At 54.2% G+C, this 15529-nt stretch carries 16 protein-coding genes; 10 read left to right on the forward strand and 6 right to left on the reverse strand.

Features of this window, described 5'->3' with window-relative positions; translation table 11 throughout:
• Positions 1-6: 6 nt before the first annotated feature.
• Complete coding sequence (locus tag ACN0VD_RS11060; RefSeq protein ID WP_417594183.1) at positions 7-1080, reverse strand: cysteine desulfurase family protein; 1074 nt, start codon at positions 1078-1080, stop codon at positions 7-9.
• A 143-nt stretch (positions 1081-1223) separates the two neighbouring features.
• Here ACN0VD_RS11060 and ACN0VD_RS11065 point away from each other — a divergent pair, with 143 nt between their 5' ends.
• On the forward strand, positions 1224-1880 hold the full coding sequence (locus tag ACN0VD_RS11065; RefSeq protein WP_417594185.1) for an alpha/beta hydrolase: 657 nt from the start codon (positions 1224-1226) through the stop codon (positions 1878-1880).
• A gap of 8 nt (positions 1881-1888) precedes the next feature.
• On the opposite strand, the gene ACN0VD_RS11070 is transcribed toward ACN0VD_RS11065, so the two are convergent.
• On the reverse strand, positions 1889-2092 hold the full coding sequence (locus tag ACN0VD_RS11070; protein WP_417594187.1) for a hypothetical protein: 204 nt from the start codon (positions 2090-2092) through the stop codon (positions 1889-1891).
• Positions 2093-2288: 196 nt separating this feature from the next.
• Here ACN0VD_RS11070 and ACN0VD_RS11075 point away from each other — a divergent pair, with 196 nt between their 5' ends.
• Positions 2289-3050, forward strand: coding sequence for a hypothetical protein (locus ACN0VD_RS11075; protein ID WP_417594189.1), 762 nt, complete (start codon positions 2289-2291; stop codon positions 3048-3050).
• A gap of 9 nt (positions 3051-3059) precedes the next feature.
• Here the strand turns inward: ACN0VD_RS11075 and ACN0VD_RS11080 are convergent, their stop codons facing one another.
• On the reverse strand, positions 3060-4655 hold the full coding sequence (locus ACN0VD_RS11080) for a phosphoenolpyruvate carboxykinase (protein ID WP_417594191.1): 1596 nt from the start codon (positions 4653-4655) through the stop codon (positions 3060-3062).
• A gap of 245 nt (positions 4656-4900) precedes the next feature.
• Between ACN0VD_RS11080 and ACN0VD_RS11085 the strand changes: the two genes are divergently transcribed.
• The 8 genes from ACN0VD_RS11085 to ACN0VD_RS11120 are packed head-to-tail and all read left to right on the forward strand — an operon-like array spanning position 4901 to position 10499.
• Positions 4901-5605, forward strand: a complete 705-nt coding sequence (locus tag ACN0VD_RS11085; protein WP_417594193.1) for a response regulator transcription factor — start codon at positions 4901-4903, stop codon at positions 5603-5605.
• The gene (locus ACN0VD_RS11090) at positions 5577-7163 is read left to right on the forward strand and encodes an ATP-binding protein (RefSeq protein WP_417594195.1); all 1587 of its coding nucleotides are present in this window, start codon (positions 5577-5579) and stop codon (positions 7161-7163) included. Before ACN0VD_RS11085 ends, ACN0VD_RS11090 begins: the two co-directional genes overlap by 29 nt.
• Positions 7160-7615, forward strand: a complete 456-nt coding sequence (locus ACN0VD_RS11095; protein ID WP_417594197.1) for an HPr kinase/phosphorylase — start codon at positions 7160-7162, stop codon at positions 7613-7615. The genes ACN0VD_RS11090 and ACN0VD_RS11095 overlap by 4 nt, the downstream gene beginning before the upstream one ends.
• Positions 7612-8547 (forward strand): RNase adapter RapZ, encoded by a 936-nt coding sequence (gene rapZ, locus ACN0VD_RS11100; RefSeq protein WP_417594199.1) that lies wholly within the window; start codon positions 7612-7614, stop codon positions 8545-8547. Before ACN0VD_RS11095 ends, rapZ begins: the two co-directional genes overlap by 4 nt.
• 5 nt (positions 8548-8552) lie before the next feature.
• Positions 8553-8957, forward strand: coding sequence for a PTS sugar transporter subunit IIA (locus ACN0VD_RS11105; protein ID WP_417594201.1), 405 nt, complete (start codon positions 8553-8555; stop codon positions 8955-8957).
• A complete protein-coding gene (locus ACN0VD_RS11110; protein ID WP_417594203.1) occupies positions 8954-9232 on the forward strand; it encodes an HPr family phosphocarrier protein in 279 nt (92 codons plus the stop codon). The genes ACN0VD_RS11105 and ACN0VD_RS11110 overlap by 4 nt, the downstream gene beginning before the upstream one ends.
• A 4-nt stretch (positions 9233-9236) precedes the next feature.
• Positions 9237-10040: a TrmH family RNA methyltransferase gene (locus ACN0VD_RS11115; protein ID WP_417594205.1), complete on the forward strand. Its 804-nt coding sequence runs from the start codon at positions 9237-9239 to the stop codon at positions 10038-10040.
• A gap of 51 nt (positions 10041-10091) precedes the next feature.
• Positions 10092-10499, forward strand: coding sequence for a COG3650 family protein (locus ACN0VD_RS11120; protein ID WP_417594207.1), 408 nt, complete (start codon positions 10092-10094; stop codon positions 10497-10499).
• 3 nt (positions 10500-10502) lie between these two features.
• Here the strand turns inward: ACN0VD_RS11120 and rmuC are convergent, their stop codons facing one another.
• The 3 genes from rmuC to ACN0VD_RS11135 all read right to left on the reverse strand — a co-directional run bounded on the left by rmuC (position 10503) and on the right by ACN0VD_RS11135 (position 15513).
• Positions 10503-11882 carry a DNA recombination protein RmuC gene (rmuC, locus tag ACN0VD_RS11125; RefSeq protein ID WP_417594209.1) on the reverse strand — a complete coding sequence of 460 codons (1380 nt, stop codon included), beginning with the start codon at positions 11880-11882 and terminating at the stop codon, positions 10503-10505.
• A gap of 221 nt (positions 11883-12103) precedes the next feature.
• On the reverse strand, positions 12104-12670 hold the full coding sequence (gene def / locus ACN0VD_RS11130; protein ID WP_417594211.1) for a peptide deformylase: 567 nt from the start codon (positions 12668-12670) through the stop codon (positions 12104-12106).
• A gap of 113 nt (positions 12671-12783) precedes the next feature.
• Positions 12784-15513 (reverse strand): TonB-dependent receptor, encoded by a 2730-nt coding sequence (locus tag ACN0VD_RS11135; protein ID WP_417594213.1) that lies wholly within the window; start codon positions 15511-15513, stop codon positions 12784-12786.
• Positions 15514-15529: the final 16 nt, after the last annotated feature.

A 15529-nucleotide genomic window follows, 5' to 3' on the forward strand; every position in this document is an offset into this window, starting at 1 on the left:
TCCAGCTCAGCTTCGTCTGGATTCCGCGAATATCGACTTCCATTTGTCGATGAAGGCATAGATATGCGTCCGACTCGTATCCCGCCCGATACTGACACGGATCACCTCTTTTGCAATTTGCGGATCTATGCCCATCGCGTCGAGCACATGACTCGTCTTGAGCGTTCCCGAGGAACAGGCGCTTCCGGCGGAAACAGAAAATCCGGCCATATCAAACTTGATCAACTGCGTATTCGCGGCAACACCGGGCATGTGGTAACTGGCAATCGTGGCGATCCGCGGGGCTTTTTCCGCGATCACCGCGCCACCTTCTTTCCGGATCGCATCATCCAGATGCTGTCGCAATTCCATCGCGCGCCCGGCCCAGTTTGCAGGAGCTTCCAACGCGGCGGTCATACCCATGATATAGGGCAGATTCTGGGTCCCTGACCGATAGCCCTGCTCTTGCCCACCGACAGCCTGCAGCAGCCTGAGGTCCTTGACCAGAAGCGCGCCAACCCCGGGAGGTCCGCCGAATTTATGCCCCGCAACGACGATCAGATCGGCGTCCGGCAGCGGCATTTTACTGATCGATTGGGAACAATCGGCGAGCAGATAGCTGCCCCGGTCGTGCACGACTTTCGCCAGCGCATTCAGGTCCTGAATCACGCCCGTTTCATTGTTGACCGATTGTATCGCCACGAGTGCCGGAGTCTCAACCCCTTTCAGCAGATGATTGAGGTTCATCGGTACAACCATACCGTTCATATCGACCGGTATCGACTTTGCATTTTGCCCGAACCTCAGCACCACGTCATGCTCTACCGGCGAAATAAACTGGCTGGCTGGCTTGGACTTCGTCAGCGCAAGCTGGATCGCCTCGCTCGCCCCGCTGGTAAAAATGACATCGCCATCCCAATCCAGTGCCGCCTTGAATCTGCGCCGGGCGTTTTCCAGCATCGATTGGGCGGCGCGACCGTCGCCATGCGGTGAAGATGGATTTGCCCAATGTTCGAAACCTTCCGCGCAAGCCTTTTTAGCTACATCCAGCATCGGCGCTGTAGCGGCATAATCAAGATATATGCGTTTGGATTCGGTCACGATATTGGCAAAAACTCTCTGGCTTGCGGGATTGAGTTGCGGATTTGTTCACTCTCCCTATATAGACGCTGCATCCAGCGCAAAAGCTATTCTGACTTCTTGCGCAACGGAAACGACAATCTAGACCAAAGAATCGAAAATTCATGCCTGACGTAATTTTTACCGGACCCGAAGGCCGCCTCGAAGGCCGCTTTAGCCCTGGACCACGTGACCGTGCACCGGTTGCAATGATCTTGCATCCCCACCCGCAAGCTGGTGGCACCATGAATGATCGGATCACCCAGGCGATGTACAAGACATTCGTCAAACGCGGTTTCGCGACTCTGCGGTTCAATTTCCGCGGCGTTGGCCGGTCGCAGGGCACCTTTGACAACGGCATTGGCGAATTGTCGGATGCCGCGTCGGCTCTCGACTGGGTGCAAAGTTTCCACCCCGAAGCACAGACGACCTGGATTGCCGGCTACAGCTTTGGCGCGTGGATCGGGATGCAATTGCTGATGCGACGTCCCGAAATTCGCGGTTTCATTTCCGTGTCCCCACCTGCGAATATGTATGATTTCAACTTTCTGGCCCCTTGCCCGTCTTCGGGTATCATCATTCAGGGTGTAAACGACGAAGTGGTCACACCCAGTGCGGTCCAGAAACTGGTCGATAAGCTGCGAACGCAAAAACATATCACGATCCATCACGACGAAATTCCGCGCGCCAACCATTTTTACGAAAATGAAATGGATTTGCTGATGGGTTCAGTCGACAATTATCTCGATATGCGGCTCGCACCCGACTCGCCGATCAAATAAGGCAATGCCTAGTCGACGGCGTGCGTCGACACCGGCAGATTGCGTTCCGGCGTCGGCACCATCATGATGGCCACATTAGCGAACATGACGATGGCAGCGACGAGCATCAGCCAGCCTTGACGTTTGTTGACGCCCTTGCGCAGGACAAACACACCTCCGGCAAAAAGCGCGGTTCCGGCCAGCATCAATACCGATAATATCAAATCAGACATGACGAGGTTTTAAGGCTGCTTCGTCAGACAGGCAATCTATTGTTTGGATGACAATGGGCACCGACAGCCCGAACTTTCCATTCTCGATCTGATTACGATTCCGTCCGTCCTCAAACGGGATTGTCTTTTTGTTCATCATTCACTAGAACATATTAAGAACATACGGGCAAGATGACCGAATAATGGAAACCGTTACGTGAATCCAGAACCTCTCCTGCTAATCATCGCTCCCATAGCGGACGGGGGTGACTGGCAGGATTTGCTTCAATCAAAAGCAGCAGGTGAGCAAATATCGATCAATAGCGCCAAATTTGATCAACTGGAAATGCTCGAAATCATTGTAGATGGCATGCCGTTCCTGCTCTCTCGCTCTACCGCGTCGGAAACCCGCCAACGATGCGCGCCGGAAAGGTTCGAACGATTATTTGCGGATCTGCCATCCCCGAACGATTCGGCTATCGGAATCGCCCCCGGAGATATTCTGAGCAACGCCATGCATCTGCCGGAAATTAATCGACGGATGCTCATGCTTGGCAAATGGATCGGAATAAACCTCAATGCAACCTCGGCAGCATGGGTGCCATCATCCACACTCTCCGGTTTTTCCTATTTTGTGGAAACGGTGAGCGAATATCTGGCGGGCGGGCCATTGCCGATCTTGTTCCAGATTGCTTTTTCGGAAGTCGGCAATGGCTATTTTGAAACCCGGGGACTGGACTATTTTTCCGGACAGGAAATCCGGCTGTCCGCACCTCCAGATTATAGCGTGTCCGGTGTAGCAAAACGGATGGTCCGCATCATCGATGATATTGCCAGCCACGGCAAAATAGAGGTCCCTTCGCAGGCGCGAGGCATGATCGCGGGCGAAATATTGATATTTTCACCCAGTGATGATCATGCACGTGTCGACATCACAATCGAAAACCGCTCGGACAAGTCCCATCAGGTACCGACATAATCCGATAGACTAAGCGGCCGTCGGGGCCGCTTGCCGGACATTCTGGTCTACATGGTCAGCAAATTGCTCAAAATTGTCGACGAACAATTTGACCAGCTTTTGCGCCGTTTCATCATAAGCACTTGGATCGGACCAGGTCGAACGGGGATTGAGGATCGCGCTGTCAACACCTGGAACCGACACCGGCACTTCGAAGCCGAAATTGTCATCAATCCGGAACTCACCGTCGTTCAGACTGCCGTCCAGCGCTGCGTTCAGCAACGCCCGGGTTGCCTTGATCGGCATCCGGTTGCCTTCGCCATATTTCCCGCCAGTCCAGCCCGTGTTCACCAGCCAGCACCGCACGCCGCCCTTGGCGATCCGCTCTTTGAGGAGATTGCCGTAAACCGACGGATGCCGCGGCATGAATGGCGCGCCAAAACAGGTAGAGAAGGTTGCTTCCGGCTCGGTCACACCGATTTCCGTGCCGGCTACCTTGGCGGTATAGCCGGAGAGGAAATGATACATGGCCTGTTCCGGTGTCAGCCGGGAGATGGGAGGCAAAACACCGAACGCGTCAGCGGTCAGCATGATGACGTTTTTGGGCACCGGCCCCATATTCTTTTCGGATGCGTTGGGGATGAAATCGATCGGATAGGCTCCGCGGGTATTTTCCGCCTTACTGCTATCGTCGAGGTCCAACTCGCGGCTATCCGGATCCATCACGACATTTTCAAGGACGGTGCCAAAACGGCGCGTCGTTGCGTAAATTTCCGGTTCGGCTTCTTCGGAAAGACGGATCATCTTGGCGTAACAGCCACCTTCGAAATTGAACACCGCGGTATCGGACCAGCCATGCTCATCATCGCCAATCAAAACGCGGCTTGCGTCTGCCGACAAGGTCGTCTTGCCGGTTCCCGACAGGCCGAAGAAAATCGCTGTATCACCCTCGGGACCGATATTGGCCGAGCAATGCATCGGCATCACCGAATCGAGCGGCAGCAGATAATTGAGCAAGCCGAACACGGATTTCTTCATTTCACCTGCATAAGCCGTTCCGCCGATCAATATCAGCTTCTCCGTCAGGTTCACCGCAATTACGGTTTCACTGCGCGTGCCATGGCGTTCGGGATCAGCTTTGAAGCTGGGCAGATCGATGATTGTATATTCCGGTACAAAGGACGCAAGCTCATCGGCATCAGGCCTTACGAGCATCGTCCGGATGAACAGATTGTGCCAGGCCAGTTCGTTGATAACACGGACATTGACCCGGTGCTCCGGTTGCGAACCGCCGAATAAATCCTGAACGAACAACGTATCTTTCTCGGCGAGAGCAGCGATGAAATCTTCCTTCAGCGCAGCAAAATGCTCCGGGGTCATCGCAACATTGGTTTTGCCCCACCAGACACTATTTTCGGTTTCGGCATCACGGACCATGAACTTGTCATTGGCGGAACGACCGGTGTGTTTACCGGTTTCCACAACCAGAGGTCCGTCTTTGGCCAAATGTCCTTCACCGCGAGAAACGGCGGCTTCAACCAGTGCGGGTGCGCCAAGATTCCAGTGCTGCTTAGCCGCACTTGCGAAACCTTGATCATTTAATGAAACAGTCGAAACTTTAGGCATTGGTAATAATCCTCTATGGCTTGAAACAGGATGAGGTCGCAACGATCAGTTGAATTTGAACTGGCGCTTACTGGACCAAGTCGAGTTGGTCAAATTTCTTGCTGCAGGTGTTCGCAAAAATATGAATGCGCTGACCAGATCACAGAAGTCCAGGCGGCTGAACGGTTGCGGACGACTTGTCTTGAAACATATTATCCCATCCACTAGGTCTTAAACCAAGCCCGCGCGGCAAAGGAACGCAAATTATGGCAGCCAATATTGCCCTTGTTGACGACGACCGCAATATCCTGACTTCCGTGTCGATCGCGATGCAGGCAGAAGGTTTTGTCACGCGTGTTTACTCAGATAGTGAAGCCGCGCTCCACGCGATTCTGGAGAATCCCCCTGACCTTGCTGTATTCGACATAAAAATGCCGAAAATGGATGGCCTGGAACTGCTGAGAAGAGTTCGTGAAAAATCAAATTTGCCGGTTATTTTCCTGACATCGAAGGACGAAGAACTCGATGAAGCGCTGGGTCTGGCGATGGGGGCGGATGACTATATCAAAAAGCCGTTTTCACAACGGTTGCTGATTGCCAGGGTCAAATCGATTCTACGACGCACCGAGTTCATCAAATCACTGGATGACGGCGAGGATGACGAATCCGCTGAACCCCTTGTCCGAGGTGATCTGGAAATGGATCCGGCGCGCCATCTGGTAAAATGGAAGGGTAGCAATGTGACCCTGACCGTAACTGAATTCATGATTCTCGAAACATTGGCGCATCGGCCAGGAGTCGTGAAAAGCCGCAACCAGTTGATGGATGCAGCTTATCAGGATGACGTCTATGTCGACGATCGCACCATCGACAGCCATATCAAGCGATTGCGGAGAAAATTCCGCGAAGTTGATAGTGAATTTGACGCAATAGACACGCTATATGGAGCCGGATATCGCTACACGGACTAATCGTGGGACCGATAGTGAAAGTGGCCTGTCACTCCGTTGGTCGGCGCGACTTTCCCTTACAACCCGCATATTGGTCGTCAATGTTCTGGCGATTGCACTGCTGGCCGGCAGTCTGTTCTATCTCAACAATTATCGCGACCGGCTGACCGAGGAGCGTCTGGATCAGGCGAGATTGCAGCTCACAATCATTGCAGATGCATTGTCCTCGGGAGAGGCTCAGCACCGGGAGGCACTTGTCCGCCAGTTTTCCAGCCATTTGAACGCACGCCTGCGCCTCTATGCTCCTGACGGCACCAAAACCCTGGACAGTTTTTCGCTAGCCAAGCCGACTTACCAATTTATCGACCCAGACACCGAACCATTCCGCAAGGATGTGGCTCGCTTGTTGGACAGAACCATCGAAAGTCTGGTTTTCAGCGCGCAGATTCCCGATTTCAGCGAACCGGCCAACGATGTCACAAGCGCATGGCCGGAGCTTGTGGCAGCCCAAAACACGATGCAGGCGGTCAGCACAGTCAGCTTTGCACCGGACCGTACGCCGGTCATTGCAGCCGGAATACCCCTTTCCGACGGAACCGGCTCGATTCTGCTGACCGCCAACGCGCGAGATATTACGCGGATAGTGAGAGCGGAACGATCGAGCGTTCTGCTGGTGATACTGGTCGTCGCGACGGTCTCTATACTCCTGTCGCTCTTTCTTGCCCGCACCATCGTCAGACCTATCCGAAAACTGGCCCGGGCGGCGGTTCGGGTTCGCATGGGGCGATCAGACGAAATCACGATTCCCCGCATGCCGGGCCGTCGCGATGAAATTGGGCAATTGAGCCGCGCGCTTTCCGACATGAGTGCAGCCTTGCGTCATCGCATCGATGCCACCGAAGCATTTGCCGCTGACGTCAGTCATGAAATCAAGAACCCCCTCGCCTCGCTTCGATCGGCACTGGAAGGGCTGGAACGGGTAGATGACCCGGACCTGCGAAAACAGCTTCTCGATGTGACACACGATGATGTTCGCCGCATTGACCGGCTGATCAGCGATATTTCCGATGCTTCGCGGGTCGATGCAGAGCTCGCCAGAGCCAAATTTGAACCAATTGACATCGGCCAGATGCTAGAGCAGTTGCTGGCTGCCCGGGAACAAAGAACCTCAAATCTCGGGGTTCATATTGCTTTTGCACGCCCCGGCAAAGATGTTGCGAAAGTGATGGGCGACGGCGACCGCCTTGAACGTGTGTTCAGCAATCTCCTCGACAACGCGGTTTCCTTCTCACCCGAAGGTGGTCTCGTAGAGATTTTGGCAACACCGGACGGTGATGAAATTGTGATCCACGTCGCGGACCAGGGGCCAGGCGTGCCGCCGGATCAGAGAGAAGAAGTTTTTCAGCGCTTTCATTCCGACCGACCCGATGGTGAAGCTTTTGGAAAGCATAGCGGATTGGGACTGGCGATCGCGAAAACGATAATCGAAGGCCATCAGGGCAAAATTCATATCCTGGATAGGGCTAGTGGCGAATCAGGGGCCTGTTTCGAGATTCGCCTTCCGAAGGCTCCGGGATGACCAACGCGACGGGCATCGGCGATCCGTTGAAAATGCACGCAACAGCGGTCTCCATCGCCGGTGCGGGATTGATGCTTTGCGGAAAATCCGGGTCAGGCAAGTCCGATCTGGCATTGCGACTGATTGACCGGGGAGCGGCGTTGATCAGTGACGATTATGTGGACATCCGTCGGACTGGCGACAGATTATTCCTGAGCCCGCCATCCCGGCTCGCCGGCAAACTGGAGGTTCGCTCGCTCGGAATATTCGACCAAGACCATGTGTCCGATATTGCGTTGAAACTCATCGTCAAACTGGACGATAATCCAGACCGTTTTCCGATGGACAAACAGACCATGATTTTGCTGGGAATAACTATTCCATTCTGTACACTGAACGCCATGGAAAATAGCGCATCAATCAAGGCGGAACTGGCCTTGCAACGGATAGTACAAGAAGCAGGCAAGATATGACCGGCGATTGCCTCAAACGGGTCCTGTTGATCACCGGTGTTTCGGGCGCCGGAAAATCCACTGCGTTGAAAACAATGGAAGATATCGGTTGGGAAACGATCGATAATTTCCCCATTCGTCTGGTCGAAGGCCTGCTGCAAACACCGCCATCCAGTTCGCGGGGGGACAGTGATCCACCGCTGGCACTCGGCTTCGACAGCCGGACGAGAGGATTTGAACCCGACAAGCTGATCGACAGTATCAATCGCCTGCAACAAGAACCTGGCTATCTTATTTCGACGCTGTTTCTGGACTGTAATGGTGGAGAGTTGGAACGGCGCTATGGAGAAACCCGGCGGCGCCACCCACTGGCTCTGGATCGACCGGCCAAAGACGGCATCGCGCTTGAACGAACATTGCTTGCACCATTTCGTCGATGGGCTGATCACGTGATCGATACCAGTGATCTGACGGCCAATGACCTGCAGCGGCAAATCCGGCAACGATTTTCGCTCGACAAGAATGCATCAACAACGATTACGATAACCAGCTTCGGTTTTTCGAAGGGCCTGCCAAACAATATCGATCTGTTATTTGACGTCCGTTTCCTGGCCAATCCGTTCTGGGACCCGCAACTCAAGCAGATGACCGGCCTCGATCCGGAAGTGGCTGAATATATCAGCAAGGATTCTGCCTATGCTGAAGCGATCGAGAAGATCCTCGACATGCTCAAATTCCTGCTTCCGCGATATCAGGATGCTGGCAAGGCCTATGTTAACATCGGGATTGGTTGCACTGGCGGGCGTCACCGATCGGTACATGTTGCCGAACGTCTGAGCAAAGACTTGCACACAGCCGGATTTTCCCCCAGTGTCCGGCATCGCAATTTGGCATCACGGCCAACAGAAGCGCTGGAATCCATGCAGAGTTTGAACGGGAACAAAGGAATTTAATCACCATGATTGGATTGGTGCTCGTCACACACGGGCAGTTGGCAACGGAATTTGTCATCGCGATGGAACATGTGGTCGGCGCACAAAGGGCGATCGCGGCGGTTGGCATCGGTGCCCGGGATGATATGGAAGAACGCCGCAAGGAAATAGCGGATTGCATCGCGAAAGTAGATTCCGGCGAGGGCGTCATAATTTTGACCGACCTGTTTGGTGGAACGCCATCCAATCTCGCCATTTCCCTGATGGAAAAAGGCAAGGTCGAAGTCATTGCCGGCGTCAATCTGCCGATGCTCATCCGTCTTGATGGTGCACGCAAATCAATGAAAATTTCTGATGCCATCGCGGCGGCCAAGGAAGCAGGACAAAAATATATCAGTGTCGCTTCGGAAATTTTGGGAAATGATGCGTGAGCGAGTTTCGCAAAGTTGTCCAGGTCACCAATGGGCGTGGTTTGCATGCCAGGGCGAGCGCCAAATTCGTGACCTATGTCAGCAAATTGCCCGACGATCTGACGGTTAAGGTGGCGAAAGACGGCACCGAAGTGACCGGGACGTCGATCATGGGGTTGATGATGCTCGGTGCGGCCAAAGGGGACAATATCGAGATTATCGTTTCGGGCACCCAGGCAGAGAGTGCGCTCGAAAAACTGGCGGGCTTGGTCGTCGATGGCTTCGGCGAAGACTGACCCCATGCGCCACCAGATTACCGGTTTTTCCAATCCGACGATCAAGCGGCTGAAGAGCTTGCGCGAGAAGAAACACCGCAAACGTGAAGGGCTGTTTCTTGCAGAGGGCCTCCGGATATTGACGGAGGCGCTGGACAGCGGCAGAACCCCGAAAATACTGGTGGTTGTCGAGGGCACCGAACTACATCCTCTCGCCCGGAAAATAGAAGAGGCAACTGTGGCTGCCGGTGGCGACGTCATCGAAACCAGCGAAGCCATCATCGCCAAACTGTCCGGAAAGTCCAATCCCCAGTCGATCATCGGTATTTACCCCGATCATCCTGTTGCGCTGGAAGACCTGGATCGAGCCGCTTCCAATATCTGGCTGGTGGCGCAAGCGTTGCGTGATCCTGGCAATCTCGGTACCATCTTGCGGACCGGTGATGCGGTTGGTGCCGGCGGACTGATCCTGATCGACGACTGTGTCGATCCCTTCTCGGTCGAAGCGGTGCGCGCCAGCATGGGGGCGATTTTCACCCAGCAGATCGCGCAGGCGCGCTGGCCGGAATTTCTGTCCTGGCTGCGCAGCGGTCCGGGCGAACTGGTCGGAACCAGCCTCAACACCGAAAATGATTATCAGTCGGTACATTACAAGCAACCGACCTTCCTGCTGATCGGCAACGAAGCGCAGGGGCTGCCGGAAGAATATGAAGCGGCTTGCGACACGCTCGTCAAAATGCCGATGATGGGCAAGGCCGACAGCCTGAACGCCGCCGTTGCCGCATCGGTCATGGCCTATGAGGTGCTAAATCAGGGCCGAAAGAGATAAATAGCCTTCCCCTCACAGCTATGTTACATTTCAAGGCGGAGGGGAAAAAATATGAAAAATATAATATTGCTTTCATCGCTCGCCGTATTGACGCTTTCGGCCTGTGACGAGCCTGCAGCAGAACCGGTAGTCGAGGAAAAACTGGGTGACTATAGTGCCATCGGCACCGAACCGGGCTGGCGGGTCGACATCAAGGACGATAATATCGCCTTGACCACCCAGAGCGGCAATGACTTCACGCTTCCGGTCCAGCGCATGAAGAAAACCGACAGCGGATGGGAAGTCAAAGGCTTTTCCGACAGTCACAATATCAATATCTATATCACCAGCGGCGAAACATGCAGCGATGGCATGAGCGATCGCAGCTATGCCGACACGGTGAAGATAGAGGCCAGCGAGAATGGCACATTGAACGGTTGTGGAGGCACCATTACCGAAGCAGCGGATGGACCGCCCTAAGGTCTATTCCGCCGCTTTTTCGCCGATCTCACGGTCATCTTCGATCAGCTTTTCGACCACCGCATCGCTGTAGCGCGGCAGCGCTTCGATCTCGGGCACGGGTTCGAGATCTTTCTTGCCGGTCTCGATCTGCAATTCGGCGAATTTGCGCCCCGTTGCCATGACATTGCGCTCAAAGCTGCCGACGAATTTATTATAATTGCCGACCGCGCTGCCGAGACCTGATCCCATGCGTTTGAGATGTTCGCCGGCGACCGCAAGCCGGTCATACATTTCTTTGCCCAATTGCCCGATTTGCTTGGCTTCGGCGGCCATTTTTTCCTGCCGCCAGACACCGGCGACGGTGCGCGCGATCGCCACCAAATTGGTCGGCGTCGCCAGCAGCACCTTCTTTTCAAAAGCATGATCCCACAGGGTCGGCTCATGCTCAAGCGCAGCGGCGAGAAAATGCTCTCCCGGTACGAACATAATAACATAATCCGGTGCATCCTCAAACTGGTCCCAATAGGCTTTCTTCGAGAGGCCATCGATATGCGCCTTCATGCTGTTGCAGTGCCGCGCCATCGCAAAGGTGCGGGCATCTTCGTCTTCTGCCTCAAATGCGTCCTGATAATCATTGAGCGACACCTTGGCATCAATCACCAGCTTGCGCCCGCCCGGCACATTGATCACCGCATCGGGACGCAGCCGACCTTCATCGGTGTCGATGCTATGCTCTGTGACAAAATCGGTATGTTCGGATAGCCCGCAGGTTTCGAGGACATTCTTAAGCTGTTGCTCTCCCCATCGACCACGCGATTTTGGAGCGTTACGGAGACTATTGACGAGGCGCGCGGCTTCCTGCTGCACCCTGTCCTGCCCCAGCCTAACCTGTTCGATTGTCGCGGTAATTCCGGCATAGGATTCGGTCCGTTCCTTCTCGATCTTGGTGATTGAGGCCTCGTAGGTTGCCAGACGGTCATGAACCGGCTGCAGCAACTTGGCGATCTTCTCTCCGCCCTTTTCATTCGCCTGGTCAAAGCGCTGGTCGGCCCGCTCAAGAAACTGTCGCTGGGCGGTTTCCAGCATTTTCGCGCCGATTTCGGAAAATTGCGCCGATAAGGTCTCTTTCGCTTCGATCAGCTGCTGCACTTGCTTTTCGTGATTGCGGGCGTCAGCCTGCAAAGCGGCCAGTTCGGTTCTCGCTGCATCCCGCTCGTCGCGAACGCCATCGAGCGTTATGCGCAAAGCATCCGTCGCCTGAGCAGCCTCTTTGGCTGTCTGAACCGCCTCTCTGGTCGCTTGCGCTGCATCCTTGGCGGGTTTTCCGCCGATATACCAGCCCAGCATCAAGCCGCCCAAGAGGGCGATGACGATGGTGATTATGACAAAAATCGGATCCAAATCGGTTCACTTTCAAACAAGAACGAAAAGAGAACCTAGGAGCGTTTTCTGCAATAGGCAATAGGTGCCATGTGAACTTGCGCGCCTTCCGTTCCCCAACGGTTCAGGATCCATAGCGCGACGACGCCAGTAGTCTTGATCGGACATTGCATCCTGAACCAAGTTCAGGATGAAGAAATTACGGCGTTTTAGGGAAATGGGGAGTGGAAGTGGCGAAGAAACTAAGCCGCGATTCCATGCTCTTTCCGCTGCTTCGCAAGCTTCTTTAGCACCATTTGGCGCTTCAGCCGTGACAGATGATCGATAAACAATATGCCTTCGAGATGGTCCATCTCATGTTGCAGACAGGTGGCGAGCAGGCCTTCGATCTGCTCTTCATATTGCTTGCCATCTTCATCCTGCCAGCGAGCGGTAATCACGGCAGGTCGCTCGACGTCGGCATATTGGTCGGGCACCGAAAGGCAGCCTTCCTGATAGACGTTCAGTTCCTCTGAGGGATTCAGAATCTCGGGATTGATGAACACCCGCGGATCGTTGATCACGCCATGGTCGTGATCGCAAGTCTCGCCATGCTCGTGATCGTGCGGTGCCGGTTCCTGCAGATCGATCACCAGCACGCGCTTGGGTATGCCGACCTGAATAGCGGCCAACCCAATGCCGGGCGCATCATACATGGTCTCGAACATGTCCTTGACGAGCGTCTTGAGCGCTTCGTCAAATTCGGTCACCGGTTCTGAAACAGTTTTCAGTCGGGGATCGGGAACTTCGATGATTGGTAAAATAGCCATAGCCCAAATTTAGGGATTCAGGCGGGATTCGTCAAGCAGCGGTGGAGGCAAAGAAAAAGCGTGCGGTTCAAAATAGAACCGCACGCTTTTTTAGTTAAAGTCGACGAGCCGCCCTAAAAGCGGGTGCGCACCGTGAGGCCATAGGTCCGTGGTTCCGCAAGGAAAGCCGAATAAGTCTGCTGGGATGCAACAAACGGCGTATTGAACGCAACCTGCGAATAATTGATGTTGAACAGATTCTGTGCCCAACCTTCGATCGCCCATTTGTCATCAGGACCGCGGATACCGATACGCGCATTCACCAGCGTATAGCCGTCCTGTTCCTTGCCATAGAGCAAGTCCGAACCGGTGTTATAGTCACTGGTCGTACGCGCGTTGACATAGAACAGACCGGTCAGCCCGCTATTCCCGATTGGTGGCGTGTACGACAGCGATGCCGTCGCCGTGAGCTCGGGAGCGTTCGACAGGTTGTCGCCCGGAAGCAGACGCAACGCCGGATCAAGCGGAGTACCGGTATCCCGACCAACCAAGTTATTTTCATAGCTGGTATCTGTATATGTCAGGCCCATCGAGACGTTGACATGTCTGATCGGGTTAATTGATGCTTCCAGTTCGACACCCTGTGCAACAACGCCATATTTGACATTGTCCGCACTACAAGCACCGGTTGTCGCATCACCATCGATATCCGCACCGCCGAGATCATCGCTGCAGGCGTTGATATTCTGAACGAGAAAAACGGAGCCGTTGAACGTATTGAGCTGGAAATTGTCAAACTGCTGACGGAACGCAGCAACACTCAGCGAGAATTCCCGGGTCGAGTATTTCGCGCCAATTTCAAATGCGTCGACCGTCTCCTGGTCGAATTGCAGATTGGCGGTATCACCGGTCAATGCCGGATTGCCCAGCGTCGAACTCGTCAGAGCAGACCGGTCAAGGTTGAAACCGCCAGCCTTGTAACCGCGCGAGTAACTACCATAAAGCATCAGATCGTCGGTTGGCTTGTAGGACAGGATAGCGGTACCGGTAAATTCGCTCTCGCTCCGGCTGTCGGCCAGAGTGACCCCGTCCAGTTCGGCGGTTGAATTGCCCTGGCACGACAGTCCGATAATGCCCGCAGCCAAAGGAGCGACCCCGGAGCTGAGCAGCGGCGTGAAAAGGCCGCGCTGGATGGGGCACATTGTATTGTCGTTGGAAAAGGCAGCATTGAAATCCTTGGTTTCATTGGTGTAGCGAAGCCCTACCGTGAAATCGAGATTGTCGGTTATGTGGAAAATATTGTGGGTGAAAAACGCAAAATTTTCACTCTTCTGATTATATACGTCGAGTATCGTACCCTTGTCGTTGATCTGGGCCAGATTATCCAGACCGGCAAAAATCAAAGGCGTCGCCGCACCAAAGGCGCCAGCACCACCATTTGCCGCTTGTAGTACCGCTCTGCCGCCAGCGCTCAGACAACCCGAACTGCTCGGATCAGCCAGAGCCGGATTTATGGCGTTGACCACGCGGCAGGGTGCGAATGCACCATATTGCGAACCGAAACGAAGGTTATCCCGCGTTTCGAGTTTCTCATTTGCGTAGAAACCGCCGATCAACCAGTCCAGCTTGTCATCAAAGGCAGAACCTTGCAGCCGCAGTTCCTGTGTGAAGGTCTTGAATTCCCGCGAACCGGCATTTTCATTCGGTGCGCGATAGAGAATGTCGACTTGCGTATAGTCGGTGTCAGAAGCCTGAAAGTTTGAATATTCGCGATATCCGGTAATCGACGTCAGATTCAGATTACCCAGCTCTGCGTTGATCTCAACCGAAGCACCAAAATCCTCAGTCTCACCAGCGTACGAACGACCGGGCGTCACATAAATGTCGCGGTTAAACGTGCTCTGGGTAAGGGCATTGCTGTTTTGCCCTAATGCCAGCAGCACCGGAATGATTGGATTGGCCGCATCGGTAAGGGCAGGTGCACCGGGTTGCGGAAGCGCGAAGGAATCAAGCCCCGGGCTCACCCGCGCCTGCTGAGCAAATTCCGGCTGCACAAAGGTCGCGGCACAGCAAGACTCGTCTTTCTTGGAATAGTCACCCACAACGCGGATGCTCAGGCCGTCATTTGGTTCGAACAGCAATTGGCCGCGAACCAGATAGCGATCTTTATTGTTAATATCGGTACCGTTTACCACATCGTTATAAAAACCGTCACGCTTCAGATAGACACCATCAATACGCGCAGCAATCGTATCGCTCAGCGGACCGGTAACGCCCCCTTCGAGCCGAAACTGGTCATAATTGCCGTAAGAAACAGAGGCATGTCCTCCAAAATTAAATTCCGGGCCAGCCGTCGTAATGCTGATCATACCGGCAGAAGAGTTACGTCCGCCCAATGTTCCTTGCGGACCACGAAGAATCTCGACCCGGTCAATCGGCCCAAGTTCGCTCAGCGCATTTCCGCTCCGAGAACGATAAACACCGTCGATAAATACCGCGACGGAACTTTCCAGCCCCGGGTTATCGCCAACGGTACCGATACCGCGGATACGGGCGGAACCATTGGCTTCATTTCCGGTCGACGATACGAGTAGTGAAGGTGCAAGCTGGTTCAACTCGCGGATGTCACTTGCGCCACTCTTCTGCAATTGTTCCGCATTGATCGCTGAAACGGCGATAGGCACATCAGACAAAACCTGCGCCCGGCCCTGTGCGGTCACGACGATAACGTTATCGTCAACGGTCCCGCCGTCGTTCTGATCAGCCTGGTCTGTCGCGTCTGATTGCGTCTGAGCATAAACGGGGGCGGTAGCGATTGCGGCAAGGGCAAAAGCGCACGCAGACAGATTCAAAGCTAATTTCATGGCATTCTCTCCTAAA

The organism is Parasphingorhabdus sp. (assembly GCF_048267785.1).
In the GTDB taxonomy this organism is placed as follows: Bacteria; Pseudomonadota; Alphaproteobacteria; order Sphingomonadales; family Sphingomonadaceae; genus Parasphingorhabdus.

Coding starts and splice junctions, on each gene's coding strand:
- ACN0VD_RS11065 (WP_417594185.1), top strand. CDS start 1,224: ATGCCTGACGTAATTTTTACCGGACCCGAAGGCCGCCTCGAAGGCCGC.
- ACN0VD_RS11070 (WP_417594187.1), bottom strand. CDS start 2,092: ATGTCTGATTTGATATTATCGGTATTGATGCTGGCCGGAACCGCGCTT.
- ACN0VD_RS11080 (WP_417594191.1), bottom strand. CDS start 4,655: ATGCCTAAAGTTTCGACTGTTTCATTAAATGATCAAGGTTTCGCAAGT.
- ACN0VD_RS11085 (WP_417594193.1), top strand. CDS start 4,901: ATGGCAGCCAATATTGCCCTTGTTGACGACGACCGCAATATCCTGACT.
- ACN0VD_RS11090 (WP_417594195.1), top strand. CDS start 5,577: ATGGAGCCGGATATCGCTACACGGACTAATCGTGGGACCGATAGTGAA.
- ACN0VD_RS11095 (WP_417594197.1), top strand. CDS start 7,160: ATGACCAACGCGACGGGCATCGGCGATCCGTTGAAAATGCACGCAACA.
- rapZ (WP_417594199.1), top strand. CDS start 7,612: ATGACCGGCGATTGCCTCAAACGGGTCCTGTTGATCACCGGTGTTTCG.
- ACN0VD_RS11105 (WP_417594201.1), top strand. CDS start 8,553: ATGATTGGATTGGTGCTCGTCACACACGGGCAGTTGGCAACGGAATTT.
- ACN0VD_RS11115 (WP_417594205.1), top strand. CDS start 9,237: ATGCGCCACCAGATTACCGGTTTTTCCAATCCGACGATCAAGCGGCTG.
- ACN0VD_RS11120 (WP_417594207.1), top strand. CDS start 10,092: ATGAAAAATATAATATTGCTTTCATCGCTCGCCGTATTGACGCTTTCG.
- def (WP_417594211.1), bottom strand. CDS start 12,670: ATGGCTATTTTACCAATCATCGAAGTTCCCGATCCCCGACTGAAAACT.
- ACN0VD_RS11135 (WP_417594213.1), bottom strand. CDS start 15,513: ATGAAATTAGCTTTGAATCTGTCTGCGTGCGCTTTTGCCCTTGCCGCA.